Origin of the sequence: Stutzerimonas stutzeri, assembly GCF_002909485.1 — a bacterium.
GTDB classification, from domain to species: Bacteria; Pseudomonadota; Gammaproteobacteria; order Pseudomonadales; family Pseudomonadaceae; genus Stutzerimonas; species Stutzerimonas stutzeri_AH.
The window spans coordinates 344,011-369,478 of the sequence record NZ_PPXG01000005.1 but is presented as its reverse complement, the minus strand read 5'-3'; the positions used below and the strand labels follow the sequence as shown (position 1 = coordinate 369,478).

General features: G+C 60.2%; 31 protein-coding genes. 14 read left to right on the top strand and 17 right to left on the bottom strand.

The window, feature by feature from the left end; translation table 11 throughout:
- Window positions 1–38: 38 nt before the first annotated feature.
- Both CXK91_RS14460 and CXK91_RS14455 read right to left on the bottom strand, forming a co-directional pair.
- Complete coding sequence (locus CXK91_RS14460; protein ID WP_103456907.1) at window positions 39–299, bottom strand: hypothetical protein; 261 nt, start codon at window positions 297–299, stop codon at window positions 39–41.
- Between the two features lie 185 nt (window positions 300–484).
- Window positions 485–1,303: an inositol monophosphatase family protein gene (locus CXK91_RS14455; RefSeq protein ID WP_103456814.1), complete on the bottom strand. Its 819-nt coding sequence runs from the start codon at window positions 1,301–1,303 to the stop codon at window positions 485–487.
- Window positions 1,304–1,561: 258 nt separating this feature from the next.
- On the opposite strand from CXK91_RS14455, the gene CXK91_RS14450 reads away from it, so the two are divergent.
- The gene (locus CXK91_RS14450; RefSeq protein WP_103456813.1) at window positions 1,562–1,957 is read left to right on the top strand and encodes a DUF3597 domain-containing protein; all 396 of its coding nucleotides are present in this window, start codon (window positions 1,562–1,564) and stop codon (window positions 1,955–1,957) included.
- Between the two features lie 82 nt (window positions 1,958–2,039).
- Here CXK91_RS14450 and CXK91_RS14445 read toward each other — a convergent pair whose 3' ends face one another.
- A complete protein-coding gene (locus CXK91_RS14445) occupies window positions 2,040–2,276 on the bottom strand; it encodes a DUF2789 domain-containing protein (protein WP_103456812.1) in 237 nt (78 codons plus the stop codon).
- A 123-nt stretch (window positions 2,277–2,399) separates the two neighbouring features.
- Between CXK91_RS14445 and CXK91_RS14440 the strand changes: the two genes are divergently transcribed.
- Complete coding sequence (locus CXK91_RS14440) at window positions 2,400–3,332, top strand: 2-hydroxyacid dehydrogenase (protein ID WP_103456811.1); 933 nt, start codon at window positions 2,400–2,402, stop codon at window positions 3,330–3,332.
- A 41-nt stretch (window positions 3,333–3,373) separates the two neighbouring features.
- Here the strand turns inward: CXK91_RS14440 and dgt are convergent, their stop codons facing one another.
- Window positions 3,374–4,870, bottom strand: coding sequence for a dGTPase (dgt, locus tag CXK91_RS14435; RefSeq protein ID WP_103456810.1), 1,497 nt, complete (start codon window positions 4,868–4,870; stop codon window positions 3,374–3,376).
- A 107-nt stretch (window positions 4,871–4,977) separates the two neighbouring features.
- On the opposite strand from dgt, the gene CXK91_RS14430 reads away from it, so the two are divergent.
- From CXK91_RS14430 to CXK91_RS22920, 3 genes are all read left to right on the top strand, one after another.
- Entirely contained in the window at window positions 4,978–5,175 is a 198-nt protein-coding gene (locus CXK91_RS14430; RefSeq protein ID WP_103456809.1) for a hypothetical protein, read from the top strand.
- A 101-nt stretch (window positions 5,176–5,276) separates the two neighbouring features.
- Entirely contained in the window at window positions 5,277–5,885 is a 609-nt protein-coding gene (locus CXK91_RS14425) for an MOSC domain-containing protein (RefSeq protein ID WP_256055731.1), read from the top strand.
- A gap of 156 nt (window positions 5,886–6,041) precedes the next feature.
- A complete protein-coding gene (locus tag CXK91_RS22920) occupies window positions 6,042–6,176 on the top strand; it encodes a hypothetical protein (protein ID WP_256055732.1) in 135 nt (44 codons plus the stop codon).
- A 37-nt stretch (window positions 6,177–6,213) separates the two neighbouring features.
- Here CXK91_RS22920 and CXK91_RS14420 read toward each other — a convergent pair whose 3' ends face one another.
- A complete protein-coding gene (locus CXK91_RS14420) occupies window positions 6,214–7,098 on the bottom strand; it encodes an EamA family transporter (protein ID WP_103456807.1) in 885 nt (294 codons plus the stop codon).
- A gap of 214 nt (window positions 7,099–7,312) precedes the next feature.
- On the opposite strand from CXK91_RS14420, the gene CXK91_RS14415 reads away from it, so the two are divergent.
- Together CXK91_RS14415 and CXK91_RS14410 are read left to right on the top strand one after the other, a co-directional pair.
- Window positions 7,313–8,011, top strand: a complete 699-nt coding sequence (locus CXK91_RS14415; RefSeq protein ID WP_103456806.1) for a YebC/PmpR family DNA-binding transcriptional regulator — start codon at window positions 7,313–7,315, stop codon at window positions 8,009–8,011.
- A 48-nt stretch (window positions 8,012–8,059) separates the two neighbouring features.
- Window positions 8,060–8,404: a YajD family HNH nuclease gene (locus CXK91_RS14410; protein WP_103456805.1), complete on the top strand. Its 345-nt coding sequence runs from the start codon at window positions 8,060–8,062 to the stop codon at window positions 8,402–8,404.
- 24 nt (window positions 8,405–8,428) lie between these two features.
- On the opposite strand, the gene CXK91_RS14405 is transcribed toward CXK91_RS14410, so the two are convergent.
- The gene (locus CXK91_RS14405) at window positions 8,429–8,860 is read right to left on the bottom strand and encodes a universal stress protein (protein ID WP_103456804.1); all 432 of its coding nucleotides are present in this window, start codon (window positions 8,858–8,860) and stop codon (window positions 8,429–8,431) included.
- Between the two features lie 134 nt (window positions 8,861–8,994).
- Here CXK91_RS14405 and CXK91_RS14400 point away from each other — a divergent pair, with 134 nt between their 5' ends.
- The 3 genes from CXK91_RS14400 to CXK91_RS14390 all read left to right on the top strand — a co-directional run bounded on the left by CXK91_RS14400 (window position 8,995) and on the right by CXK91_RS14390 (window position 10,968).
- Window positions 8,995–9,435 (top strand): group II truncated hemoglobin, encoded by a 441-nt coding sequence (locus tag CXK91_RS14400; protein WP_103456803.1) that lies wholly within the window; start codon window positions 8,995–8,997, stop codon window positions 9,433–9,435.
- 186 nt (window positions 9,436–9,621) lie between these two features.
- Window positions 9,622–10,170 (top strand): non-canonical purine NTP pyrophosphatase, encoded by a 549-nt coding sequence (locus tag CXK91_RS14395; RefSeq protein WP_103456802.1) that lies wholly within the window; start codon window positions 9,622–9,624, stop codon window positions 10,168–10,170.
- 6 nt (window positions 10,171–10,176) lie between these two features.
- Window positions 10,177–10,968, top strand: coding sequence for an SIR2 family protein (locus CXK91_RS14390; protein WP_103456801.1), 792 nt, complete (start codon window positions 10,177–10,179; stop codon window positions 10,966–10,968).
- Window positions 10,969–11,070: 102 nt separating this feature from the next.
- Here the strand turns inward: CXK91_RS14390 and CXK91_RS14385 are convergent, their stop codons facing one another.
- On the bottom strand, window positions 11,071–13,005 hold the full coding sequence (locus CXK91_RS14385; protein ID WP_103456800.1) for a sodium:solute symporter family protein: 1,935 nt from the start codon (window positions 13,003–13,005) through the stop codon (window positions 11,071–11,073).
- Between the two features lie 153 nt (window positions 13,006–13,158).
- On the opposite strand from CXK91_RS14385, the gene CXK91_RS14380 reads away from it, so the two are divergent.
- A complete protein-coding gene (locus CXK91_RS14380; protein WP_103456799.1) occupies window positions 13,159–14,010 on the top strand; it encodes a GNAT family N-acetyltransferase in 852 nt (283 codons plus the stop codon).
- A gap of 9 nt (window positions 14,011–14,019) precedes the next feature.
- Here CXK91_RS14380 and CXK91_RS22735 read toward each other — a convergent pair whose 3' ends face one another.
- From CXK91_RS22735 to ispF, 8 genes are all read right to left on the bottom strand, one after another.
- On the bottom strand, window positions 14,020–14,157 hold the full coding sequence (locus CXK91_RS22735) for a hypothetical protein (protein ID WP_181003955.1): 138 nt from the start codon (window positions 14,155–14,157) through the stop codon (window positions 14,020–14,022).
- A 554-nt stretch (window positions 14,158–14,711) separates the two neighbouring features.
- Entirely contained in the window at window positions 14,712–15,704 is a 993-nt protein-coding gene (gene rpoS / locus CXK91_RS14375) for an RNA polymerase sigma factor RpoS (RefSeq protein WP_103456798.1), read from the bottom strand.
- A gap of 99 nt (window positions 15,705–15,803) precedes the next feature.
- Window positions 15,804–16,616: a peptidoglycan DD-metalloendopeptidase family protein gene (locus tag CXK91_RS14370; RefSeq protein ID WP_103456797.1), complete on the bottom strand. Its 813-nt coding sequence runs from the start codon at window positions 16,614–16,616 to the stop codon at window positions 15,804–15,806.
- A gap of 67 nt (window positions 16,617–16,683) precedes the next feature.
- Window positions 16,684–17,619: a DUF368 domain-containing protein gene (locus CXK91_RS14365; RefSeq protein WP_103456796.1), complete on the bottom strand. Its 936-nt coding sequence runs from the start codon at window positions 17,617–17,619 to the stop codon at window positions 16,684–16,686.
- A 19-nt stretch (window positions 17,620–17,638) separates the two neighbouring features.
- Entirely contained in the window at window positions 17,639–18,274 is a 636-nt protein-coding gene (locus CXK91_RS14360; RefSeq protein ID WP_103456906.1) for a protein-L-isoaspartate(D-aspartate) O-methyltransferase, read from the bottom strand.
- Between the two features lie 38 nt (window positions 18,275–18,312).
- Window positions 18,313–19,062 (bottom strand): 5'/3'-nucleotidase SurE, encoded by a 750-nt coding sequence (gene surE / locus CXK91_RS14355; RefSeq protein WP_103456795.1) that lies wholly within the window; start codon window positions 19,060–19,062, stop codon window positions 18,313–18,315.
- Window positions 19,062–20,102, bottom strand: coding sequence for a tRNA pseudouridine(13) synthase TruD (truD, locus tag CXK91_RS14350; RefSeq protein ID WP_103456794.1), 1,041 nt, complete (start codon window positions 20,100–20,102; stop codon window positions 19,062–19,064). The genes surE and truD overlap by 1 nt, the downstream gene beginning before the upstream one ends.
- On the bottom strand, window positions 20,099–20,572 hold the full coding sequence (gene ispF, locus CXK91_RS14345; RefSeq protein WP_103456793.1) for a 2-C-methyl-D-erythritol 2,4-cyclodiphosphate synthase: 474 nt from the start codon (window positions 20,570–20,572) through the stop codon (window positions 20,099–20,101). The genes truD and ispF overlap by 4 nt, the downstream gene beginning before the upstream one ends.
- Before the next feature lie 186 nt (window positions 20,573–20,758).
- Between ispF and CXK91_RS14335 the strand changes: the two genes are divergently transcribed.
- On the top strand, window positions 20,759–21,061 hold the full coding sequence (locus CXK91_RS14335) for an ArsR/SmtB family transcription factor (RefSeq protein WP_103456791.1): 303 nt from the start codon (window positions 20,759–20,761) through the stop codon (window positions 21,059–21,061).
- Between the two features lie 38 nt (window positions 21,062–21,099).
- Window positions 21,100–22,149 (top strand): alkene reductase, encoded by a 1,050-nt coding sequence (locus tag CXK91_RS14330; RefSeq protein ID WP_103456790.1) that lies wholly within the window; start codon window positions 21,100–21,102, stop codon window positions 22,147–22,149.
- A 141-nt stretch (window positions 22,150–22,290) separates the two neighbouring features.
- On the opposite strand, the gene fghA is transcribed toward CXK91_RS14330, so the two are convergent.
- Both fghA and CXK91_RS14320 read right to left on the bottom strand, forming a co-directional pair.
- Window positions 22,291–23,136, bottom strand: coding sequence for an S-formylglutathione hydrolase (gene fghA / locus CXK91_RS14325; protein ID WP_103456789.1), 846 nt, complete (start codon window positions 23,134–23,136; stop codon window positions 22,291–22,293).
- 69 nt (window positions 23,137–23,205) lie between these two features.
- Window positions 23,206–24,321, bottom strand: coding sequence for an S-(hydroxymethyl)glutathione dehydrogenase/class III alcohol dehydrogenase (locus CXK91_RS14320; protein ID WP_103456788.1), 1,116 nt, complete (start codon window positions 24,319–24,321; stop codon window positions 23,206–23,208).
- Window positions 24,322–24,487: 166 nt separating this feature from the next.
- On the opposite strand from CXK91_RS14320, the gene CXK91_RS14315 reads away from it, so the two are divergent.
- Window positions 24,488–25,387: a LysR family transcriptional regulator gene (locus CXK91_RS14315; RefSeq protein ID WP_103456787.1), complete on the top strand. Its 900-nt coding sequence runs from the start codon at window positions 24,488–24,490 to the stop codon at window positions 25,385–25,387.
- Window positions 25,388–25,468 lie beyond the last annotated feature (81 nt).

The window sequence follows — 25,468 nt, the reverse complement described above, 5'->3', positions numbered from 1 at the left end:
ACCCGGCGCAATATAAATAGAGAAGACATCAGGTATCGCTACGCCGCTTGCTGAAAAAGCTGTCGCCCATGGTCGAGATGCTGATCCACCAGCCATTTGCCGTGGGCGATGGACAATCGCTGAGCCTTTTCCAGCTCGGCCATGAAGGCGTGCTCGAGCGGAAGTGGCATGCGGCGGGTCACCTGCCCGGCGGGGTCAGTGATCCGACAGCCACCCGCCCAGGGTGTAGGGGTGCCGGGATATTCCATCACCTCAGCGGTTATGAGGTGGTCGCGGTGGGTGCATTGCATCATGGTCATCGTCGTTACCTCTCTCTGTGCGGGCCGCATCAGATCGAGCAGATGGCTCCAGCCTGATGTTCAGCCGATTGTTTCCCTCCCCTGTAAATGCGAGCCGCTTCATCGGCCCCAGTGCGTCAGAACGGTATAGCACAGGCTGCGCCTCACGTAGCGACCGGTCCACGCTGATCGACGAACGCAAAGGCTCAGGTATCCAGCGAGGGGCCGATCAACCCTGCCAACTGCCGGTATACACCGGGCGCAGCCACCAGATAGGGGTTGCCCTTGAGCAACCCGTCGTTGCGGAAGAAATCATTGCGCAGCCCGCCCGCCTCGGCCACCAGCACCAGCCCGGCCAGACAGTCCCAGCTTTTGAGCTCGGTTTCGTAATAACCAATCAGCCGACCTGCAGCGACGTAGGCTGTCATCAGCGCCCCCGAGCCATTGCGAATAAACATGCCGCCTTCGTCAAGAAGCTTCTGCAGAAACGGAATGAAATGCTCCTTGCCGCGCGGATGAAAGGTGCCCGCACCGGTCAGCCCTTCGCGAACATGCAGTGCAGCGCTGGCCTTGAGTGGTTTCTCGTTGACGTAAGCGCCCCGTCCCCGGCAGCCGTGGAACAGCTCGTCATGGTTCGGGTCAGCGATCGCGCCGACATGAGGCTCACCGTCGACCAGTAGGCCTATGGACACGCACCAGTTGTGCAAGCCATTGACGAAGCAGGCGGTGCCGTCGATGGGATCAATCACCCAGACGCAACGAGCCTTGAGGTCAGTCGAGCCACTCTCCTCCCCGAGAAAACCATCCTGAGGGAACTGTTCTGCCAGACGCACACGAATGAAATCCTCAATGCTCTTGTCGGCGATGCTGACCACGTCCTGACGGTCGTTGCCCTTGTGCTCCACATTCAGCGTCTCGCGCTGCCGGTAGAACTCCATGCCCAGCTGAGCGGCTTCCAGTGCGAGGGTTTTGGCGCAGGCATAGCGGGCGTCGATATCGAGGTCGTGGTAGGTCGGCTCGCTCATGATGGCCTCCTGAGGCAAAAGCGGCATTTTAGACATGCCTCGGTTACAGCACGAGGGACGCCGGGCACAAGGCTCGCCATATTCAAGTGCATCGCATGATGGAGTCCGTCTATGTGGTTGGTCACCAGACCTGCGGCGTAACCGACTGAAGGCCTGGCAACCGGTGGATCAGTAGTCGCTGGGCACGCGACGAATAAAGACGCCAGCGGTCCTAATCTGTGGGCCACGGCTCATCATTCATGCAGACAGGAGACTTCCATGGGCTTGTTCAACTCGATTCTTGAAAAGATCGGCCTCGGCAGCGCGCACGCGGCTGCCGACACCACCGCTCCCACTACCCCACCGGAGGCATCGACAGGCGGAGCAGGCGCGCCAGCGGCGCCGGCCGTCGATCAGGTAGATGTAGCGGCCAAACTCGACGGCATGGCTGGCAACCACCCGGAAAAACTCAACTGGCGTACATCGATCGTCGACCTGTTGAAATTGCTGGGTCTGGATAGCAGCCTGACAGCGCGCAAGGAACTCGCCACGGAACTGGGCTGCCCGGCAGAAAAGATGGGCGATTCCGCACAAATGAACATGTGGCTGCACAAGACAGTGCTGAAGAAGCTCGCCGAAAACGGCGGGGATGTACCGGCTGACTTGCTCGACTGATCTAGCCAGTACCATTAGCTTTCAAACCTCGAAAGCTTACGAGACAGCGGCCTGCGGCGAGCGCCGCAGCCCGTGCAGGTGATCAGCTTTCGTGCATGCGCACGTTCAGTTCATCGACGATTGGCGCCCACTCCGCATCTTCCGCCCACTCGTCGCGCAGCAGCGCGCGCTGCGACTCACTCCAGAATGGCGCATCTGCCAAGCGAACATCGTCCGGCAATGGGCCATGCTTGCCGATGAAGGCGTCAATACTGGCCGGATCGGACTCCAGGCCGAGCTGCTCGAACAGGGTGCCGAGGTCTTTATTGGGCAATTCCATGATGTTCTCCTTAGGCTTGTGAACAGGCCGGAATCACGCCCGAGCGTGCTCCGCTACTTGCATATTCAGAGGCTGTGCAACTAGGTACAGTTCCGCGCAGGACGAAACGAGGCAACTACCCGCATGGATATACTGCTCAGTGGCAACTTCGACGATGGTGAGCGCGATGCCTGGCTCAAGGAACTGCGAGACGCCTTTCCCAACGCCGACTGGCATCTGACACGCACAGCGCAAAACGCTGAGCGGATCGATGTGGCAGTGGTGGCCAATCCGGCTCTGGGCTCATTACAGGGCCTGCCCAAGCTGCGCCTGATCCAATCGTTGTGGGCCGGCGTGGATCGGCTGCTGCTCGACCCGACCTTGCCGGATGTGCCCGTTGCACGCATGGTAGACCCGGCAATGAGCGCGGCCATGGCGGAAACCGCGCTGTGGGCAACGCTGTCTCTGCATCGAAGGTTCTATGACTATGCGCAGCAGCAACTGAACTGCACCTGGCAGCCGTTACCGCAGCGACGCGCCGACGAGATTCAGGTGACGCTTCTGGGCATGGGCCAAATGGGCCGCGCGTGCGCCAGCCGATTGCTTGCACAGGGCTACCGGGTGACGGGTTGGAAGCTGCATGGCGGTACCGTCGAAGGCATCCCGCTGGAGCACGGCATGGACGCGCTGTGGCCACTGCTGGCACGCAGCGACGTCGTGATCAACCTGCTGCCCTTGACCGCGCAAACCGCCGCCCTGCTGGACCGACGCTTCTTCGATACCCTTCAGGCCGGTGCCGGATTGGTCAATCTGGCGCGCGGCGGGCATGTCGTGGAGGCCGATCTGTTGCATGCTCTCGACAGCGGTCAGGTCGGCCATGCCGTGCTTGACGTGTTTCGCAGCGAACCGCTACCGGCGGACCACTCGTTCTGGCGCCACCCTCGGGTGACCGTATTGCCACACGTAGCAGCAGTAACGGACACGCGCAGTGCGGCGCGAATCGTCGCGCGAAACCTGCAGGCGCTGCTCGATGGTCAGCCGCTAAGTGATCTGGCGGACCTCAGCCGCGGTTATTGAGGTACGACAGCGCCTCGATACACCAAGGAGACGCCCGCTGATCACAACGCCGAAAGTGCGCGGTATTCATCCTGGGCCAGTTGGTCGGTCATGCCGCTGATGTAGTCCTGCAGCATCCGGTTGCGGTAATAGAACTCCCATAACGGCCGGTCCGTCGAACCCTCTTCGTGCCCCTTGAGCGCCTCGTGGTAAGCCTTGACCAGTTGATTGGGCAACCGCCGGGCGAGCATTTGGAGATGCGGTTCGCTGCGGCAGGTCCCAAGGGTGAGCGCATCGAAGACCGGGGCTGGCACGCGCAGCAGCGGCGCGTAAAACTCCAGCAAACCCTGAAGAATTCGATAACCCTGCAGCTGCAGCGTTTCCACCTCGCGGTGGCAAAACACGTGATCCATCGCCACATCCTTGAAGGTCTGCACGATGGCGTTAGGCAGGCTGTCATCTTCCAGCAGCGCCCTATCCAACGTGCCTTGGTAGACCGTCTCGATGTTGTCGATGAACTGTCGCGCGGCATGCTGCACCAATGGATGGATCATGTTCACCCGCAGCCATATGAAGAACTCGCCCGCCTTGTTGATCGGCTCCTTGTGCGCCCGCTCAAGTGCATAGTCGACCATGCTGCGGAAGCTGCGCTCTGGTCCCGGTACCAGGGCATCGACTGATCCATGCAGGGCGAACTTGGCGAGTAGCAGCTGCGCCAACCGTTCGACGCTGAATATGCCCTTCTCCACCGAATCCTCGATGTCGGCCAGACAGTAGGCGATGTCATCGGCGGCTTCCATCACGTAGGCCAGCGGATGACGCGTGCACGGCTGCAGATCGAGCGCCGCCTGCAGCGCGCGCACGAAGGGCTCCTCGGATAGATAGAAACCGGGCTTTTTCAGCAGATAGGCGCCCGGCGTACCTTTCGCGGGCTTGGCTTGATAGGCGGGGCGAACATATTTGAGCAGCCCGGCGGTCTGGGTATAGGTCAGGTTGAGACGCTGCAGCGAAACCACCAACCGGACCGCCTGGGCATTGCCCTCGAACTGTTTGAGATCGACCAGCATTCGCTTGCGCAGCTCTGCATCGCCAAGCCCCGGCACCACGGCGGCGATAAACAGCGCGTCGAGATTGCGCTCGAACCACTCGCCAATGGCGTATTCACCGAAATGACCGAACGGCGGGTTGCCGATGTCGTGCATCAGGCAGGTCATCTCCACCAGGCTCTCCAGAGCATGCTCGAGGCCGTCCAGACCGAATTCCACTGCCCTGCTGCCAAGCTGTTTGTAAAGCGTGCGGATGATGAAACGGCCGGTCTGCTGAACCTCCAGCGAATGCGTCAGACGGCTACGCACCGCCGCATTGCGCTCGAGCGGAAAGACTTGGGTCTTCTGTTGCAGGCGGCGCACCGCAGCTGAATTGATGATCCGTCCGCGGTCGCTCTCCAGCTGGTCGACCACCGCCTCCAGATTGCCGTCGCTGGCTCGCAGACCCGCCTCAGCCTTGCCATAGGGGCGCTGGCGGGAGATCTTGTGCTTGAAGTTCACGGACACCGGCATGCGTCGTTCTCGTGGCGCGAAAAAAGATCCATCGAGCCTAACGCGACCGCTCTGGGTTTACCATCGCCCAACTTTAACCACTCATACCACTGCGACGGAGAAGATTCGTGAGTCGTGCAGATTTCCATCAACGCAACACCGAGCGCGCCATTGTCGAAGCCCAGCGGCTGCTGGATCAGCAAGCGCTGCTCGGCCCCCGCTGGTTGGCATGGGTCGCCACCGAGCTGTATCGACTCAGCCCGCCCGAGTACACCGCGATGGTGCGCCGCGAGCTGGAGCGGCTCCACCAGGCGCAGCAATCTTGAGCGACAGCTCCGCACCCACGCCGCAAAACAGTTGGACAGTCCTCGGCCCGCTGTTGTGTCGACGCCTCCTCGCCCTACCCGGCGGCAGCAAGGCCACTGCGATGGTCAAGCAGCTGAGCGAAGGCCCGCTGTGGCTGGGTATGGACAGTTTACAAGGCGATCAAATCGCCGACCGGCGCTTTCATGGTGGGCCGGACCGCACCCTGTGCCATTACCCGACGCAGCACTACGCTTATTGGGCGCAGCGTTTCCCGCAGCTGCGCACGCAGTTTGGCCTTGGCGCTTTCGGTGAAAACCTTGGCAGCGAATCGCTGAACGAGGAGCGCCTGTGTATCGGCGACCGACTGCGCTGGGGCGACGCTGTAATCGAAGTGAGCCAACCGCGTTCACCTTGCGTAAAGCTGGACAATCGACTTGGCATACGCGGCCTGGCCCGCGAGCTGTCATTGAGCGGCCGCACCGGCTGGCTCTATCGGACCATCGAGGAAGGCATAGTGCACCCCGGCGACGGTATGCAGTTGCTCGAGCGCCCACATCCCGATATCAGCGTTGCGCACCTGTGGCGCTGCTTCCTAAACCCGTCGCTTGATGAAGAAACGCTGCTGCGCTTGGCCGAATTGCCACGCCTTGTCCTTCACTTCCAGGCTGCCTTCCGCCAGCGTTATGACGCCGGCCGTCGTCAGCGCGACCAGCACAGCCTGTTCGGCTGAATCGCCATCAAAGCATTGCGTGCAAAGTACCGCAGCAATGCCATACTGCAGCGGTCATGGAAGACACCAGGCCGGGAAACAGTCTTCGCTCCAGCAGCGACAGTCAGGCCTTTGCACATCAGGACATGTCCAGCCACGCAATCAGAGGTGAACACCATGAGCAAGGGAATGGACGCGAAAAAGGACGGCAAGAAAAAACCGTTGAAAACCGCACAAGAAAAACGCATGGCCAAGCGCGACAAGAAAGACGGGGGCACTTCGCTGCTCGGCGCCCACGCCGCGACTCATTGAAGCAATCACTGCTACGCCCGGTCCAACGCCGGGCGTTTCAGACTCTGACCAAGCGCAAACGGCCAACCAGCCAGCCGCCGCAGACATTCACGCCCAACCCGACCATCACCAACAACGCACCGCCCAGCTGCAGCGAACCTAGTCGCTCGCCTAGCAGCAAGCTTGCCGACGTCAGCCCGACCACTGGCACCAGCAGCGAGAACGGCGCCACCTGGCTGGCCGGGTAGCGTGAAAGCAACCGACTCCAAAGCCCATAGCCGAGAATCGTTGCGCCAAATGCCAGATAGGCGAGCACCAGAATCGTCTGCCAACCGATACCTCGCAGCGCCGCCTCGATCACCACCGGCCCCTCCAGCCACAGCGACAGCGCCAGGAACGGCAGCGGCGGTACCAAGCTGCCCCATACCACCAATCCGACAAGATTCACCTTGCCGACCTTGCGCGTGACGATATTGCCCAGCGCCCACATCGACGCCGCACAGATGGTCAGCACGAATCCGCTCAACGTCATGCCCAGCCCGCTCTGAGCGCCGATCAGCGCAAGGCCGCAGGCAGCAATCACCAACCCGAGGAGGTTGGCCGCGCGCAACCGCTCACCGAGAAACAGCGCCGCGAAGAACAGTGTGAAGAAGGCCTGCGACTGCAGTACCAGTGAGGCCAGTCCCGCCGGCATACCGTGCTTCATGGCGGTGAATAAAAAGGCGAACTGCCCCAGGGAGATAGTCAGCCCATAAGCCAGCATCCAGCGCAACGGCACTTGCGGACGCCTGATGAAGAACACTGCCGGCACCGCCGCCAGCATGAAGCGCAGTGCCCCTAGCAACATCGGCGGAACATCGTGCAGGCCGACCATGATGACCACGAAGTTCATGCCCCAGACAACGATGACTACCAATGCAAGCAGCAGATCCCGAGGCGACATGGTGACGCACCTTGGTTACCGAAAAAGCCATTAGATCCTCGGCCTCTGATGGCCGATCCATACAGTGGCGACAATATTGAGCGGCACAGTCACCGCCCCGCCGCTGATCGGCCTGTTATAGGCACCTTGCCTTCCTTGACTACCACCGGCGACGTGAACGCGAAATACGCTATAGAATTCGCCCCTGGCTTCATCACATCAGACGGGGACGAGCATGGGCGCACAGTGGAAAGCTAAACATAAGGAAGCAGCGGCGAACGCCAAAGGCAGGGTCTTCGGCAAACTGTCGAAAGAAATCATGATTGCAGCCCGCAGCGGTGCCGACCCCGACATGAATCCGCGCCTGCGCCTTGTGGTCGAACAGGCGAAGAAGGCCTCGATGCCCAAGGACACCCTGGAACGCGCCATCAAGAAAGGCGCCGGCCTGAGCGGCGAGGTAGTTCACTACGAACGCACCCTATACGAAGGCTTCGCTCCACATCAGGTTCCGCTCATCGTCGAGTGCCTGACCGACAACGTGAACCGCACCGTCGCCGAAATCCGCGTGCTGTTCCGTAAGGGCCAGTTGGGTTCCTCCGGTTCGGTGAGTTGGGACTTCGACCATGTCGGCATGATCGAAGCCGCACCTGAAGGCGGTGCCGATGCAGAAATGGCTGCGATCGAAGCCGGCGCTCAGGATTTCGAAGCGGCAGAAGAAGGCGCTTCGCTGTTCATCACCGAACCGACTGATCTCGACGCCGTCTGCAAGGCCCTGCCGGAATTTGGCTTCACGGTTCAGTCCGCGCAACTAGGCTATCGCCCGAAGAACCCGGTCAGCCTGTCGGGCGCCGAACTGGAAGAAGTCGAAGCCTTTCTCGAAGCCATCGACGCCCACGATGACGTGCAAAACGTCTACGTCGGCTTGGCTGGCTGATCACCATCGGCTTTACTAACGAGCACTGTAATCCGGCGAGCATTCAAGATGAGCACCAGCAAGCCCTCCACACCCTATAGCCAGCGCGAACAAGGCTATCGGGAAAAGGCATTGAAGATGTACCCCTGGGTCTGCGGGCGTTGCGCGCGGGAGTTTTCCGGCAAACGCCTGAGTGAACTGACGGTCCACCACAAGGACCACAATCACGACAACAACCCCGAGGATGGCTCGAACTGGGAGCTGCTCTGCCTGTACTGCCACGACAACGAACACTCCCGCTACACCGATAACCAGTACCACGCCGAAGCCCGGCCCGGTAGCGATCTGGGCCCGAAGGAAACCTTCAAAGCCTTCGCCAACCTGGCCGACCTGCTCAAGGGCAAACAGGACTGATCGACCAGGGCTGGCAGGTTCAGCTCATTTGACCAGCAGAACCGGGACCGATACCTCATGGATCACCCGGTTCGCCACCGAACCCAGTAGCAGTCCGGTGAAGCTACCAAGACCGCGGGTGCCCATCACTACGGTGTCGCACCCAAGACGCTTGACCGCATCGGCGACCTGTTCAGCGACGTTGCCCATGAGCGCATGGGTCTCGCAGCTCAGGCCAGTGGCCTGAAGCACGGCAGCCGCCTCGTCGAGAACAGTACGTCCCTTGGCAATGATGCTTTTATTGAGCTCGTCGTACATCGCCGCGGTGAAATATTCGCCGTAGATGACCGGCTCATGCTGGACATTGACCACGTGGACCTGCGGCGTAAGGCCGGTATCGCGCGCCAGGTCGACGACATACTGCAGGGCGCGCTTGGAGTTTTCCGAACCGTCGTATGCAACCAGAAGCTTGCGCATTTGCTCTCTCCGCTCTTGTATGGGTCTTTAGCTTAGACCAGCTCTCACCCCGCTGTCGGTGCTGCTTGCACTTGTTTTGATCTGGCACAAGCGCGCATCATCCGGCGCCACTTCAATGAGCCAGAGGCGAGCTGATGAACCTCGATCAACCTCCTGCTTTCGGCGTCGACGACGCGTCTTTCCGAGCAGCGGGCGGCGAGCCCGGGCTGCAACAGCTAGTCGCGGACTTCTACAAGGTCATGGATGAAGCGCCACAGGCCATAGGCGTCCGCGCCATGTACCCGCCAGATGTGAGCGAGGCACAGGATCGGCTCGCGTGCTTTCTTAGCGGCTGGCTCGGAGGCCCGAAGCGCTACGCCGAGAAGTACGGCAGCATCAGCATCCCGCAATTCCATACTCGCTGGCAGGTCGGCGAGGCGGAGCGAGACGCCTGGCTGTTCTGCATGGAACAGGCCATTGCCCGTCAGCCATATACGCCAGAATTTGCCGAGTATCTGCTGCGACAGCTGCGCGTCCCCGCCGAGCGGATCCGCCAGGTGCAGGCGGCCTGCCCGATGCGTCCGGGTCGGCGTTGAAGCACCCTCCCCCCAGTCCCTTCGCTCCAGGCGCGGGGATGCATCGCCCTAAGGCGCACGAGGCGGTGCGCCTGATCGATTAATCCGCTGGCCAGCAGAACCGAGCCACTCACCCTGCGTCATACAGACAAGGGCGGCCGTCGCAGCGGCAGCATTCATCCGTCGAAAACGGAGCTGGCTCGTTCCATGAAAATCCGCTTCGCGTCCATCAATCCGCAGAAGATCCTTGAGGTCCGCGAGATCCTCCAGCCCAGTGGGATCGAGGTAAAACCCTTTCCGATCCGTATCGAGGAACTGCGCACCGAGGACCTGTATCAGTTGGTGAGCGACAAGCTGCTGGTTGCGTTCAAGATGATCGGAAAGCCAGTTTTCGTCGAACACACCGGGCTGTTCATCAACAGCCTCAACGGCTTTCCCGGCGGCCTGACTCAGATATTTTGGGACCGACTACAGGCCAAGCGGTTCTCGGAGCTGATCGGGCGTCTGGATGATCCTGCAGCCGAAGCGCGAACCCTGATCGGCTATTGCGATGGCCGCAAACGGCATTTCTTCGAGGGTGTGGTGCCGGGACGCATTGCCCCGTCTCCCGTCGGACATGGAGGATTCGAATGGGATGACGTATTCATTCCCGAAGGCCAAAACCAGACATTTGCGCAGCTGGGCACGCAGAAGAACGGCCTGTCCATGCGCCGGCGTGCGCTAGACGCATTCGTAACGTTTTTGCGGGAGTCCTGACCTCTCATGGACCAGCTCCGCGAAGCGTACCGAAACAATCGTCTGATCCTCTTCGTCGGCTCCGGGGTTTCCGCCAATATCGGCCTGCCTCCCTGGAAAGAGCTGATCGACGAGATCGCGGTTCAGCTCGATTACGACCCGGAAGTATTCAACACCTATGGCAACTTCCTTGCGCTGGCCGAGTATTACCGGATCAAGAAAGGCAGCATCGGCCCATTGCGTAGCTGGATGGACCGCGAGTGGCATCGCAACATCGAAATACGTGACTCGGAGATTCACCGCCTGATCGTGCGCGGTCGCTTTCCTGCGATCTACACCACCAATTACGACCGATGGCTTGAGTACGCCCACGATGCCCATGCCGTCGATTACATCAAGATCGCCAATGCCAGCGACCTCACCAAGGCCCGCGATGGTGTCAGACAGATCGTCAAGTTCCATGGCGACTTCGACGATGACGCGTCGATCGTTCTTGATGAAACCAGCTACTACCAGCGTCTGCAGTTCGAAACGCCCCTGGACATCAAATTACGCGCCGACACGCTGAGCAAGGCCGTCCTGTTTATCGGCTACAGCCTTTCGGATACCAATATCCGACTGCTCTTTCACAAGCTTTCGAAAATCTGGAATGAACACGAAACCCTCGGCGTTCGCCCCATTTCCTATGTCTTCTCGCACAAACCCAACCCGGTTCAGGAAGAAGTGCTGCGGCAGTGGGGAATCCGCATGATCGCGTCCGAGGACGACGAGCCGGGTCCGGCGCTGAAGAACTTTCTACAGCAACTTGTCGTGACCTGATCACACCAAGCACGAGCGGCCTGACAGATATTAAGGCGTCTAGGCGCGGATGAGCCTGCTTTCGGCTGTCCGCGCCTACCTCGCACGCGCATAGGCGAACCGCTATCTTTCCGGTTCAACCACATCTGCCTGCAGGCCTAACTCTTTTTCATGCTCATCATCGAAGTAGCGACTGAACGCCAGATACATCCAGACGGGCGTTAGCGCGATACCAATGACGACGCACAGCCAGGCAAACGTCGAGCTGCTGCCGGGCTGCGGGAACAGTAGGCGCCCGACCCCTACGAGCAGGGTGTAGACAGACAACGCAGTCACCACGACCGCGAACAAACGCGCGCCCAGCGCCCTGAGTGATTCGCTACGCGTCACACCACAGCGCGTAGCGGTCTTGCCCCAAAAACCGAACGGCCGCACCCGACGGTAAAAGCGGTCCAGCGTCTGCTCGTCCGTTGGCGGAGTAATGTAGCTGACGAGAATCGCGGCGCTACAGGTCACCAGCGACATGATGCCCAGGCGTATCCACTCCCGCTCAGGGTCAGTGCCGAGAAAATAGAGCAGCAACGGAGCGGTAATCAGCGAAACGACCATTGCCGTCAGCTCGGAATAAAGGTTGATCCGCTCCCAGAGCCAACGCAGCACCAGCACCGAACCCATGCCAGCGCCGAACAGCAGCGAAATGAACCAGGCTGTCTGGATCGATCCTAGGTTGGCCATGATCACCATCGCGATGAACAGGATGAGGATGTTGGACAGCCGTGCAACCAACACCAGCTCCTTGTCCTTCGGCTTGCGCTTGAGCAACTTCGGCGCGACGACGCCACCGTAGACATCATTACTCCAGTACGAAGCGCCCCAGTTCAGATGCGTATCCACGGTCGACGCCAACGCTGCGAGCAGCCCAACCAGCATCAGGCCGCGGAAACCCGGCGGTAACAGCTCGTCTATACCGGTAACGAACAATGCCTCACGCGCGGCGGTGAACCCTTCGCCGCTCATCTCCTCCGGACTGAACGGATACAGCACCAGCAAGCCGATGGCGATCGCCAGCCAGAACAGGCTACGCAGGAAGATCTGTAGCCACGTGAATACCAGACCGGCAATACGTGCCTCTCGATCCGTCGGGCACGCCATGCTGCGCTGCGCCAGATAGCCAGTGCCATCGGAATTCATCTGGAACAGCCACTGCAAACCTACGATCAACAGGAACGGCATGAGCGCCTCACCGGCGTTACTCGGTGGTGAGAAGGAAAGCATCTTGGCCGCCTGCTCACTGCCATACAACTCGACGATTCGATCCGTCAGTCCGCCCAAGCCGCCTGCTGCATCTACCACGAACCAGGCGTACACCAGCGTGCCCAACATGGCCACGCTGAACTGCATGACATCGGTCTGCACCACCGCTCGTAGACCACCAGTGATCGAATACATGGCGGTGAACGCGAGAATCAGCAGAATCGAAATGAGGTTATTGGTGCTGGTCGTCAGCTGATCCAGCCCACTGATGCTCTCCCCCAGCCGAATCCCACTGGCCTGTACCGCACCGAGGATCACCTCATAGACGCCGCCCGGCAGCCACTCGTGCCATGGCAGGAAAACCTCCGCAATACGAATGGCCGCCACCAGGACCATCGCCAGCACCACGCAGTTGATCACCGTGCCGTAATAGATCGCCTTGAATAGCCGCAGCGGCACTACGGCAGGCCCGCTGTAACGCACACGGGTCAGCTCGGCATCGGTCAGCACCCCGGCACGGCGCCAGCCCGAAGCGAATATCCATGCCAGCAACAGGAACGCCAGGCCGTAGATCCAAAGTCGCCAAAGCGCAAACACGCCAGCAGTAGCTACCAGACCGCTGACCAAAAGCGGCGTATCGGCAGCGAACTGCGTGGCCGACATCGAAACACCGGCGCGCCAGCCCTTGATGGTTCGCCCGGCAAGGAAGTACTCGTCGAGGCTCTGGGAAGCTTTGCCACGAGCACGCATCCCCGCCGAGAGACCATAGAGAACGAATGCAAGTACGATCAGTAAATCCAACATGTTGTTATTCCTGTCGTTGGAAACGCTAAGGGTGAGAGCGCCTAGACGGCAGAAAAGATGCAGCGAACGGATGAACGGCACCCGCTTGGGCAGGGGTTTTGGCGATGACGTGGCAGGCGCTAGACTGTCGCCTTCGAAATCGCCTCAAATGCCATGCACGAATACTCGCAGCTGTCCAAAGCCCATCAGCCTTTGCTGGTCAGGTTTTACAGGTCCCATAACAGCCGTAATCGCGTACGCCACGAGGCGACATGCTGGATTGCCCGTCGCGGCGACATCGTGGCGGGGTTATGTCTGACACCGGTCGCGCAGGGGCATTTTCTCACCGGCTTGTTGGTGGCCCCTGCCGAGAGAAACCGAGGTGTTGGTGCACAACTGGTGCGAGAGGCACTCGCCTCCGTCCAAGGCCCGGTCTGGCTGTTCTGCAAACCAGAACTCCGGGACTTCTACGCGGCACTGGGATTTACGGTGACAGACCATCTGCCGGAGACGTTGGCCGACCGTCTCGCGCGCTATCGCCAAAACAAGACACTGATTGCACTGTTCAACGATCGAGGGACGTCCATGCAAGGCCCCACACTGACGATCTCAATCGCCTGCCTGTTCGATGACAGCGGGCGCATTCTGATCGTACGCAAGCGCGGAACGCACTTTTTCATGCTTCCCGGTGGCAAGGCGGAAGTTGGCGAGACCGCCTTACAGACGCTAATCCGCGAACTTCACGAAGAGCTCGGCTTGACGATGGAGGGTCGCGACTTTAAGCCGCTTGGCCATTTTCAGGCCCCTGCTGCAAACGAACCGGGCCATCAGGTGAAAGCTGAGGTGTTCATGGCGCGGCTTCCCCACACCGTCAGCGCTCAGGCCGAGCTGGAAGAGTTGGGATGGCTGGAGGTGGCGCCCTGCATACGAGAGGACGTCGCGCCACTGCTGCGAAGGCAGGTAATGCCGGCACTGTTGGCAAAGGCCGCAGCAGGACACGAGCCCAGCTGCGACGTTGCCTCGTAACAAGGGGAATCAGGGTGAGATGGGATCGCTAGCAGGAAAGGTTTCTTCGATCGCTTCATCGAGCTGATCTTCATCAGCCTCATCCGGACGTCGGGCGACGTCGTCGCGCTCTTCGGCTGGCTGGTCGTTGTGCTGGTCGCCATTCATGATCTATCTCCACTGGTGGGCTGTTTACCTTAGGCCTTGCCCCGACCACTCGGTTCAGCGGAGTTTTTCGCGAACAAAAAAAAGGGGCGGGGTTGACCCCGCCCACCTTCTTCCTTGCTCCCTGTATCCCTTCTCATCTTCCTGGATGGCATCGCCTCCTGCGATGATCCCTGACCTTCATCCTGAAGGCCGTGCTAATCCCTGAGCACGGGTGCGATATTAATGATGGCCGGTCGGGCAACAAGCAGCACCCTTCAGGAAAAGACTCGCCAATTTATTGGCAAAGACCTATAAAAATATTTGTAGATCAATAAGTTGAAAATTAAAAGACGGCAAAAATCGCCCTTTAACACTAACTCCGCGCATAGTTTGCTTACAGCATCCGTAAGCAAAAGCTTACAAAGCGACGGGAGAAAGTGAAGATTTGGTCAGAGTGCATTAATTCGATGGAATGACCGAATGCAGCACAACGCAACTCAGCTTGCTCGGTAAGGGACTTGCGGCAATCAACATTTGCCAGGCCCCAAACAATCAGGCCTGGCAAATGGTCCGCTTTATTGGAATAGCGCGTCGCTGGATAGGCCGTTGCGCTCCAGGATCTCGCGAAGACGCCGTAGTGCCTCCACCTGAATCTGCCGAACGCGCTCGCGCGTCAGACCAATCTCCTGACCAACCTCTTCCAGCGTAGATGCTTCGTGGCTGCGCAAGCCAAAGCGTCGGATGACGACTTCACGTTGCTTCTCGGAAAGATCCGACAGCCACTGGTCGATGCTGGCAGACAGGTCATCATCGAGCAGCAACTCGCACGGATCGTTTTGGCGGTCGTCAGTAAGCGTATCGAGCAGTGTCTTGTCCGTATCCGGGCCGAGTGATACATCGACAGACGTGACCCGCTCGTTAAGACCAAGCATGCGCTTGACTTCCCCAACGGGCTTTTCGAGCAGATGTGCTATCTCTTCCGGACTTGGCTCGTGATCGAGTTTCTGGGTGAGCTCCCGCGCTGCCCGGAGGTAGACGTTCAACTCCTTGACTACATGAATCGGCAGTCGAATCGTGCGGGTCTGATTCATGATCGCCCGCTCGATGGTCTGTCGGATCCACCAGGTCGCGTAGGTGGAGAAACGAAAGCCGCGCTCGGGGTCGAATTTTTCGACTGCACGGATCAAGCCGAGATTGCCCTCCTCGACCAGATCGAGCAACGACAGCCCGCGGTTGACGTATCGCCGTGCGATCTTGACCACCAATCGCAGGTTGCTTTCAATCATTCGCTTGCGTCCCGCCGGATCGCCCTTCTGCGCAAGGCGCGCAAAATGCACTTCTTCTTCGGGGGTCAGGAGAGGGGAGAAACCGATTTCGTTGAGATACAACTGGGTTGCATCTAACGCTCGGTTGTAATCGATGAATTTGTGCTGTTTGCTGGATGCGGCCTTGGGTCTGCCTGCGGCAGCCTTGGTCACTTTGTTCTTCTGGTCGAAGTGGATAGGCGTTTCCATGAGCAGAACCGCATCGTCGACGTCAAACTCCAGCGCTTGGTCTTTAAGTGCCATTTTATTCTTGTCCTGTTCCGAGTTCGACACAGGCCCAAGCGACGCGGGTCCCTTGCTACGCTCAAGCCGAACCTAGTGCTGGAACAGGCAGGCGACAGGTCAACGTCTTGGCAGATATTGCAGCGGGTCTACGGGTTTACCCTGGCGACGAATTTCAAAATGCAGCTTCACCCGGTCGGTTCCCGTCGATCCCATCTCGGCAATGCTTTGCCCAGCCTTGACTTGTTGGCCCTCCCGCACCAGCAGCCTGCGGTTATGACCGTAGGCGCTTACATAGGTATCGCTATGCTTGATGATCACAAGTTCGCCGTAACCCCGTAATCCACTACCGGCGTACACAACAGTCCCATCAGAAGCAGCCAGGACAGGCTGTCCTAATTCCCCAGCGATATCAATTCCTTTATTCAAACTACCGTTTGAGGAAAATCGACCGATGATCGTACCGTTCGCCGGCCATGCCCAGCCGCTTGCAGAGCGCGTCACTGGCGTAACCGGAGTGCGCGCTGGCTGGCTCGCCGGCGGGGTCGGCTGCGTGGTGATTGCGGGCTGACGGGGCACCGGATTGGTAACTACCACCGACGTCGACGGCGCGGACGGCGGTGCAGGTTGCGGTGTGGGTCTTGGTGCGGCAGATGCAACGCGCGAGGAACCGCCATCGAAGCGGATTTTTTGCCCTGGGTAGATTACGTGGGGCGGCTGAATGCCATTTACCCGAGCGAGCTCGCGCCAATCCCAACCGAAGCGGAAGGCAATGGACCAGAGCGTGTCGCCGCGGCGCACAACGTACTGCCCGCTGGTGACCCGATCACGCTGATTGCGGTCAACGACCTGCACACCTCCGCCCTGAGGCGAAGAAGCGCAACCGACCAGTGTTCCGGCAATCATCAAAGTGCCGAGCACCGAACGGATCACGGGACCGCGAATCCACCGCCGTACTGCTGTGAGCCTCAATGCCCGCTCCCTTTCATAGACAAATGCGTCAAACGCCGTCCGTCATCGGCTGGCGTCGACCGGCAAACCACTCGAGTCCCAGGACCAGAACGATACCGCCAACCGCCAACAGCACGGCCAGTAGCAATTGAGGATCCTGACCGGTCAGATCGCCATAAGCGCCAGGCATAAGATTCTGCTGCAGCACCGGAACGTTCTCACCGCTGGAGTTGGTACGCCAGGTCAGAGTCTCCTTCCAAGGCCAGACCTTGTTCAGCGAGCCGAGCATCAACCCGGTAAGAAACGCCAGCGTCAGATCGCGCCAACGCTTGAGCAACCAGCTCAGTAGCCGAGCGAAGCTAAGCAGGCCCACCACGCAGCCTGCCGCGAACGTCAGCATCACGCCCACGTCCAAGCTTTTCACGGCGCCCAGAACCACTTGGTACAACCCGAGCAGGACGAGGATGAAGCTGCCGGAAATACCTGGCAGGATCATCGCGCAAATGGCGATGGCGCCCGCGAAGAACAGGCTCACGCTACCACTGCCCCACTGCATGGGAGCTGCCACGGTGATCCAGTAGGCGAAACCTATACCCAGGCAGAAACTCACCAGCCGCGTCAGATTGCGCCGCTGGATTTCCTTGCCCACCAAGTGCACAGACACAAGGATAAGGCCGAAGAAAAATGACCAGACAGGAATTGGATGCTCTTCCAGCAGATAGGTGATCAACCTGGCCAGGCTGAGGATGCTGGTGAGCACACCAGCGAATAGGACCAACAGGAAATTGGCGTTGGCGGTCTTCCACGCTTCGCCGATACGCCCCCGCAGAAGCGGGCGAGCGGCGTAAGGCACCGCACTGATCGAACGCAGCAGTTCATCGTAGATACCCGTGATGAAAGCCACGGTACCGCCCGAGACGCCGGGCACCACATCTGCCGCGCCCATGGCCATGCCCTTGGCGTACAACAATAAAGCGTTCTTCATGCTTCCTTCCGCTGAATGATCAAATCACGGGTCCATTTAGCAGCGGCACGAAACGTACGGTATCCAGAAGATGGCGCGAAAAGCCGTTCTCCTCTCGAATGATCAGCATGAGTTGCTGGACCTCGCCGGCACCCACCGGAATCACCAGGCGCCCACCGGGCGCCAGCTGACCGAGCAAGGCCTGCGGCACATCGGCTGCCGCCGCGGTGACGATGATGCCATTGTAAGGCGCCAATGCAGGCCAGCCCTCCCAACCATCGCCCCAGCGAAAGACCACATTGCGCAGCTTGAGTTCTGCCAAACGTTCCTTGGCCCGGTCCTGCAGCGCCTGAATTCGCTCGACCGAGAACACCCGCTCGACCAACTGAGCCAGCACGGCAGTCTGGTAACCGGAACCGGTGCCGATTTCGAGCACCTTGTCCAACGGTCCGGCGGCAAGCAGCAATTCGCTCATGCGTGCAACCATGAACGGCTGGGAAATGGTCTGGTTGTGCCCGATGGGCAGGGCCGTGTCTTCGTAGGCACGGTGCGCCAGAGCTTCGTCGACGAACAGATGACGCGGCGTGCGACGAATGACTTCCAGCACTTGTGCGCTGGACAGCCCTTCCTCATAGAGGCGCTGGATCAGGCGGTCACGGGTGCGCTGTGAGGTCATTCCCGAGCCATGCAGCAGGTTGTCTTGTCCGCGATGTCTCACAGCACGTTCTCCACCCAGCTTTCGAGACCACTGAAGGCCTCACGGAAGGTTCTATCAAGCTGCAACGGGGTGATCGACACGTAACCCTGCATCACGGCATGGAAGTCGGTGCCCGGCCCGCCGTCTTCGACGTCGCCGGCAACCGATATCCAGTAGCCCTCCTTCCCTCGCGGATTGGCCTGCTTGACCGGCGGTTTGGCGCGGCTGCGATGGCCCAGGCGAGTGAGGCGGATGCCACGAATATGGTCGAGCGGCAGATTGGGCACGTTGACGCTGAGTACGGTCCGCGGCGGCACCTCGAGCTGATCGTGTTTCTCGACCAGCATGCGCGCGATATGCGCGGCGGTGGGCAGGTTTTCCGTCGAGCGCGAAACCAGCGAAAAAGCGAAAGCCGGGCGCCCGGTGAAGCGCCCTTCGATGGCCGCCGCGACCGTGCCGGAATAGAGCACGTCGTCCCCCAGATTGGCGCCGAGATTGATACCCGAAACCACCATGTCCGGCGCAATCTCAAGCAGACCATTTAGGCCCAGGTGCACGCAATCGGTGGGCGAGCCGTTCAGGCCAATGAAGCCGTTTGGCATGCTTATCGGATGAAGCGGGCGGTCCAGGGTGAGGGCGCTGCTTGCGCCACTCATGTCCTGAATCGGGGCTACCACCTTGCACTCGGCATAGTCGGCCAGCGCGTCATAAAGCGCGGCGAGCCCGGGCGCATACACCCCGTCGTCGTTGGCGATCAGAATACGCATCAGATGTCCGTCTGCCCTGCCAGGCTGACCAGCTCACGCACCATGGCGGTGGCAAAGCATCCGGTCGGCAGGACGAATTCCAGTTGCAGAATGTCAGGCTCGGGATAATGCCACGACAAACCGCCGATGGGGAGGCGAAGAATGCGCCGTTCGTGCTTCATTCCAGCTTGTGCCAACCAATTGACGATCGCTGGTTCAGTTTCGGCGACAGCAGTCTCCAGTGCCTGAATTTCGTCACCTGCTGGCGAGCCGTCAATGCCCCACAATGGCCCAGTCGGATGCAGGTCGAGAATGGCCAGGCGTGGGTCGCTGCACTCAGCTTGCCCAGCTGGGAAAAAGCTGCGGCTGTCGGTAAACGCCAACAGATCGCCCACGTGCGCCTGGTTCCAGCTCCCATCGGCTACTCGCTCGGCGAGTACGCAATTGAACAGGTAGCTACGGCCTGCCGACAGCAGGCGCGAGCGCAGGTTGCGTTGCTCCGGAAGCTCACCCTTCGTCGCGTAGTGCCTTGCGCCGTGCAGGTTGCCGCCTTCATAGCCGAAACGCTGCAGCCCAAAGTAGTTCGGCACGCCGAGCGCTTTGATCTGCTCCAGTCGCGCATCGAGCGCGGCAGGCTCGCCGCGTAGCTCCGTCAGGCGCAGGCGGAAGCCATTGGCCGAGTGCGCGCCACGCTGCAGCTTGCGCTGATGCCGGGTGCGCATGAGGATCGTCAGGCTTTCATTTTCGGCGGCAGAGAGATCGGGATCGGCCTTACCCGGAAGATGCAGGCTGAACCACTGACGAGTCAGGGCCTGGCGATCCTTCAGCCCGGCATAGCTGATCATCTTCAACGGCACGCCGGCAGCGCGGGCGATCCGCTTGGCGGCTTCCTCGGTATTCAGGTTACGTTTTTCCACCCACAGCCATAGGTGCTCGCCCTCGCCGGACAGCGGAATGTCGAGCACTTCATCGACCTGGAAATCCTCGGCAACCGCTTTCAGCACCGCACTGCCACAGGGCTCGCCATGGGCGCGCGGCCCGAGCAGCTCGTCTTCAGTCATGCGCGGACCAGCAAGGCAACCGCGTGAACGGCGATCCCCTCCTCACGTCCGGTGAAACCAAGCTTCTCGGTCGTGGTGGCCTTGACATTGACTTGGTCCAGCTCGACCTGCAGGTCCGCAGCAATCAGCGCACGCATGCTGTCGATGTGCGGTGCCATCTTCGGCGCCTGGGCAATGATCGTGGCGTCGACATTACCGACCTGCCAACCCTTGGCCCTTACCTGCGCAAGAACATGACGCAGCAGCACACGGCTGTCGGCACCCTTGAACTGCGGATCGGTATCCGGGAAGTGCTTGCCGATATCGCCCAGCGCCGCCGCCCCAAGCAGCGCGTCGCTCAACGCATGCAGCAGCACATCACCGTCTGAATGCGCCAGCAGCCCGAGTCTGTGTGGAATCCGAACGCCGCCAAGCGTGATGTGATCGCCATCGCCGAAGCGGTGCACGTCGTAACCGTGGCCGATACGCATAGATGAAAAACCCTGGAAAATCTTGAGCTGGCGATTCTACAGGAGCCGGCCACGGCGTGAGGGGTCCGCACGATGTCACTCGATCATCGACACCGACGATAAGCACCATCAGCCGAATCGATCTCATATCGCAAAATGGCGATATATAGTTCGCCTCATTCCGATATACATCATTCAGGGCCGCCAATGCCGGACGATTTCGACGACATCATCAAGGCCCTCGCCCATCCACTGCGCCGCGACATCCTGCGCTGGCTCAAGGAGCCGCAGCGCTATTTCGCCGAGCAGCACCACTCGCTGGAAAACGGCGTATGTGCTGGGCAGCTAGACCAACGCGCCGGCCTGTCGCAATCAACCGTATCGGCCCATCTGGCGACCCTACAAAAGGCCGGGCTGATTACCAGCCAAAAGGTCGGCCAATGGCATTTTTTCAAGCGCAACGACGCAGTCATCCAGACGTTCGTCGAACGCATCGGCCAGGAACTCTGAACCCTTTCTTGCACCACCCGTACAGGAGCGGTATCGCTATGCCCACACTCTTCGACCCGATCAAGATCGGCGACCTGGAACTGAACAATCGCGTCATCATGGCGCCGCTGACCCGCTGCCGCGCAGAACCCGGCCGCGTGCCCGGCGAGCTGATTGCCGAGTATTACGCACAGCGCGCCGACGCTGGCCTGATCATCAGCGAAGCTACTTCTGTAGCCCCGATGGGCGTCGGCTATCCGGACACCCCCGGTATCTGGTCCGCCGAACAGGTTCAGGGCTGGAAGAAGGTCACCGACGCGGTACACGCCAAGGGCGGCAAGATCGTCTTGCAGCTGTGGCATGTCGGCCGAATCTCCGATCCGATCTATCTGGATGGTGAACTGCCGGTCGCACCCAGCGCCATCAGGCCAGCCGGCCATGTCAGCCTGGTTCGACCGATGAAGGATTACGAAACACCGCGGGCGCTGAAGACCGATGAGATACCAGGCATTATCGAGGCCTATCGCAAGGGTGCTGAGAACGCCAAGGAAGCCGGTTTCGACGGCGTGGAAATACACGGCGCCAACGGCTACTTGCTTGACCAGTTCCTGCAAGACAGCACCAACAAGCGCACCGATGCCTACGGTGGCTCGCTTGAGAACCGCGCACGGCTGATGCTGGAAGTTACCGACGCCGCCATTTCGGTGTGGGGGGCTGGCCGGGTTGGCATGCACCTGGCTCCACGTGCCGACTCCCATGACATGGGCGACTCCAACCGTGCAGAGACCTTTGGCTATGTCGCCCGCGAGCTGGGCAAGCGCGGTGTAGCGTTCATCTGCACTCGTGAGAAGGTCGGCGAAGACAGCCTGGGCCCGCAGCTGAAGCAGATCTTCGGAGGCGTATACATCGCCAACGAACGCTTTACCAAGGAACAGGCCAGCGCCTGGCTGGCAGAAGGCAAAGCCGATGCAGTCGCGTTCGGGATTCCTTACATCGCCAACCCGGATCTGGTCGCGCGGCTACGCCAGGGCGCTCCACTAAACGAACCCAAACCCGAGCTGTTCTATGCCCAGGGTCCGGTTGGCTATACCGATTATCCGTCGCTCTAGCTCCTTGCGACGGAAGGCCCGACTGGGTGACCGGTCGGGCCTTTTTTATTGCTGCCCGGCGTCACTCCGCCGCGTAGGGCGGGCTTCAGCCCGCCACCCAACGGCGGATAACGCGACACTGCCGTGCCCGTTCCGTAAACATCAACGCCTCAACGCCTCGGCATGGTGGCGAAGGTGTTCATCGATGAAGCTGGCGATGAAGTAGTAGCTGTGGTCATACCCTGGCTGGATTCGCAGGGTCAGCGGATGATTGGTAGCATCCGCCGCCGCTCGCAGCGCTTGAGGCTTGAGCTGGCCCTCCATGAAGTCATCGCGATCACCCTGATCGACCAGCATTGGCAGCTGCTCGCGCGCCTCAGCGATCAGCACGCAGGCATCCCATTCGCGCCAGCGGGAACGATCTTCGCCTAGATAACCGCTGAATGCCTTTTCACCCCATGGGCAGTTGAGCGGGTTGCTGATAGGTGCGAAAGCCGACAGCGAGTGATAGCGCCCGGGATTCTTCAGCGCGCAGATCAGTGCGCCGTGACCGCCCATGGAGTGTCCGCTGATACCGCGCCGGTCGGAGACGGGAAAGTTCGCCTCGATCAATGCCGGCAGCTCATCCACTACGTAGTCGTACATTCGATAGTGCTGCGCCCAGGGTTCCTGAGTGGCATTAAGGTAGAAGCCCGCGCCAAGGCCGAAATCCCAAGCACCCTCGGGATCGTCCGGCACACCTGCCCCTCGCGGACTGGTATCCGGGGCGACGATGATCAGGCCGAGTTCCGCAGCCAGACGCAGCGCTCCGGCCTTTTGCATGAAGTTCTCGTCCGTGCACGTCAGGCCTGATAGCCAGTACAGCACCGGCAGCTTTTCGCCCTGCTCCGCCTGGGGTGGCAGGTACACAGCGAACACCATGTCGCAGTTAAGGCTGACGGAACGGTGGCGGTAGCGCTTGTGCCAGCCGCCAAAGCTCTTGTTGCTGGAAACGATTTCGAGACTCATAGGCCCTCCAGGCAACCGCAAAGCCACAGGCGGGACTTGCCCGACATGCTATGGCTTGCGGCTACTGGCTTAGAAATGGATGACGGTACGAATGCTCTTGCCTTCGTGCATCAGATCGAAAGCTTCGTTGATCTTGTCCAGCGGAAGATTGTGGGTAATGAACGTGTCCAGAGGAATCTCGCCGCTTTGCGCCTTCTCCACATAGCTCGGCAGCTCGGTACGACCCTTAACGCCACCGAACGCCGAGCCGCGCCAGACGCGCCCAGTGACCAACTGGAATGGACGGGTGCTGATTTCCTGACCTGCGCCAGCGACGCCGATGATGGTCGACTCGCCCCAGCCCTTGTGGCAGCACTCTAGAGCGGCGCGCATCAGCTGTACGTTGCCAACACATTCAAACGAATAGTCGACGCCGCCATCGGTCATCTCGACAATAACCTCTTGAATCGGCCTGTCGTACTCCTTCGGATTGACGAAGTCGGTGGCACCCAGTTCTTCGGCGATGGCGAACTTGCTCGGGTTGATATCGACAGCGATGATCCGGCTGGCCTTGGCCATCTTCGCTCCGATGATAGCTGCCAGGCCGATACCACCCAAGCCGAAGATCGCCACGGTCGCACCTTCCTCGACCTTGGCGGTGTTCAGCACTGCGCCGATGCCGGTGGTGACACCGCAACCCAGCAGGCAGACCTTTTCCAGCGGTGCCTCCTTCGGAATCTTCGCCACCGAGACCTCCGGCAGCACGGTGTATTCGGAGAAGGTCGAGCAACCCATGTAGTGATAGATCGGCTCGCCTTGATAGCTGAAACGCGAGGTGCCATCCGGCATCAGACCCTTGCCCTGGGTGGCGCGAACGGAGCTGCAAAGGTTGGTCTTCTGAGACTTGCAGAATTTGCACTGACCGCATTCGGCGGTATAGAGCGGAATCACGTGATCGCCAATGGCGACCGAGGTAACGCCTTCACCCACTGCTTCGACGATGCCGCCGCCCTCGTGACCGAGGATGCACGGGAATACGCCTTCGGAGTCCTCGCCGGAGAGCGTATAGGCGTCGGTGTGGCAGACACCTGTGGCGACGATTCGGATCAGCACCTCACCGGCCTTTGGCGGCGCAACATCCACTTCCACGATCTGCAGGGGCTGATTGGGGCCGAAGGCAACGGCGGCACGCGACTTGATAGTCATGGACGGCTCTCTCGATGTAATGGGAAAGCGACAGTGTAATTCATCGTCAAAATGGGATTAATGACCACCTTTGGAAAACATTATTGCCATACGGGGACAATAATCAGGCAGGCCGCTACAATGATGTCCGTATCAACGCCACCTACACCCTGAAACCGGAGATCGAATGAACCGCTGGGAAGGTCTCGATGAATTCGTGGCTGTGGCCGAATGCGGGAGTTTCATGCGTGCTGCTGAGCGCCTGCGTGTCTCCTCCTCGCATGTCAGCCGCCAGGTCGCTCGTCTCGAAGAGCGCCTGCAGGCGCGGCTGCTCTATCGCACCACCCGTCGAGTCTCGCTCACCGAGGCTGGCCATACGTTCTTTGCGCGCTGTCAGCGGCTGATCGAAGAGCGCGACGAAGCATTCCTCGCCATCAGCGACCTGCACAGCGCGCCCACGGGGCTGTTGCGCATGACCGCAGCGGTGGCTTATGGCGAACGCTTCATTGTGCCATTGGTAAACGAATTCATGGCCCGACACCCGCAACTGCGCGTGGACATCGAGTTATCCAACCGCACCCTCGATCTGGTTCAGGAAGGCTATGACTTGGCCATTCGCCTCGGAAAACTGAGCGAATCACGTCTGGTGGCCACCCGCATCGCACCGAGGGCCATGTACCTATGTGCAGCCCCAAGCTATCTGGAGCGCTACGGACGACCGCACACCTTGTCGGAACTGGCGCGGCATAACTGCCTGATCGGCACGAGCGACGTCTGGTCCTTCCAGGTCGAAGGTCGCGAGCAGCATTTCAAACCCAGTGGCAACTGGCGCTGCAACAGCGGAGAGGCGGTACTGGACGCCGCACTGCGTGGCTTTGGTTTGTGCCAGCTGCCGGACTACTACGTGCAAGGGCCGCTGCAGCGGGGCGAGCTGGTTTCATTGCTGGAAAGCAATCAGCCGCCGGACACGGCCGTCTGGGCGGTGTACCCGCAACGCCGTTATCCGCTGCCGAAGGTTCGCCTGCTCGTCGAAGCCCTCAAGGCCGGTCTTGCCATCCGCAACGAATACGCCGGCAGACAAAGCTGAACAGGACTTGAACCGCGCGTCCGAGGCCGCTCAGGCGGAGGAACCCGCCGGACTCGCCCTACGTCGTACCTTGTGTAGCTG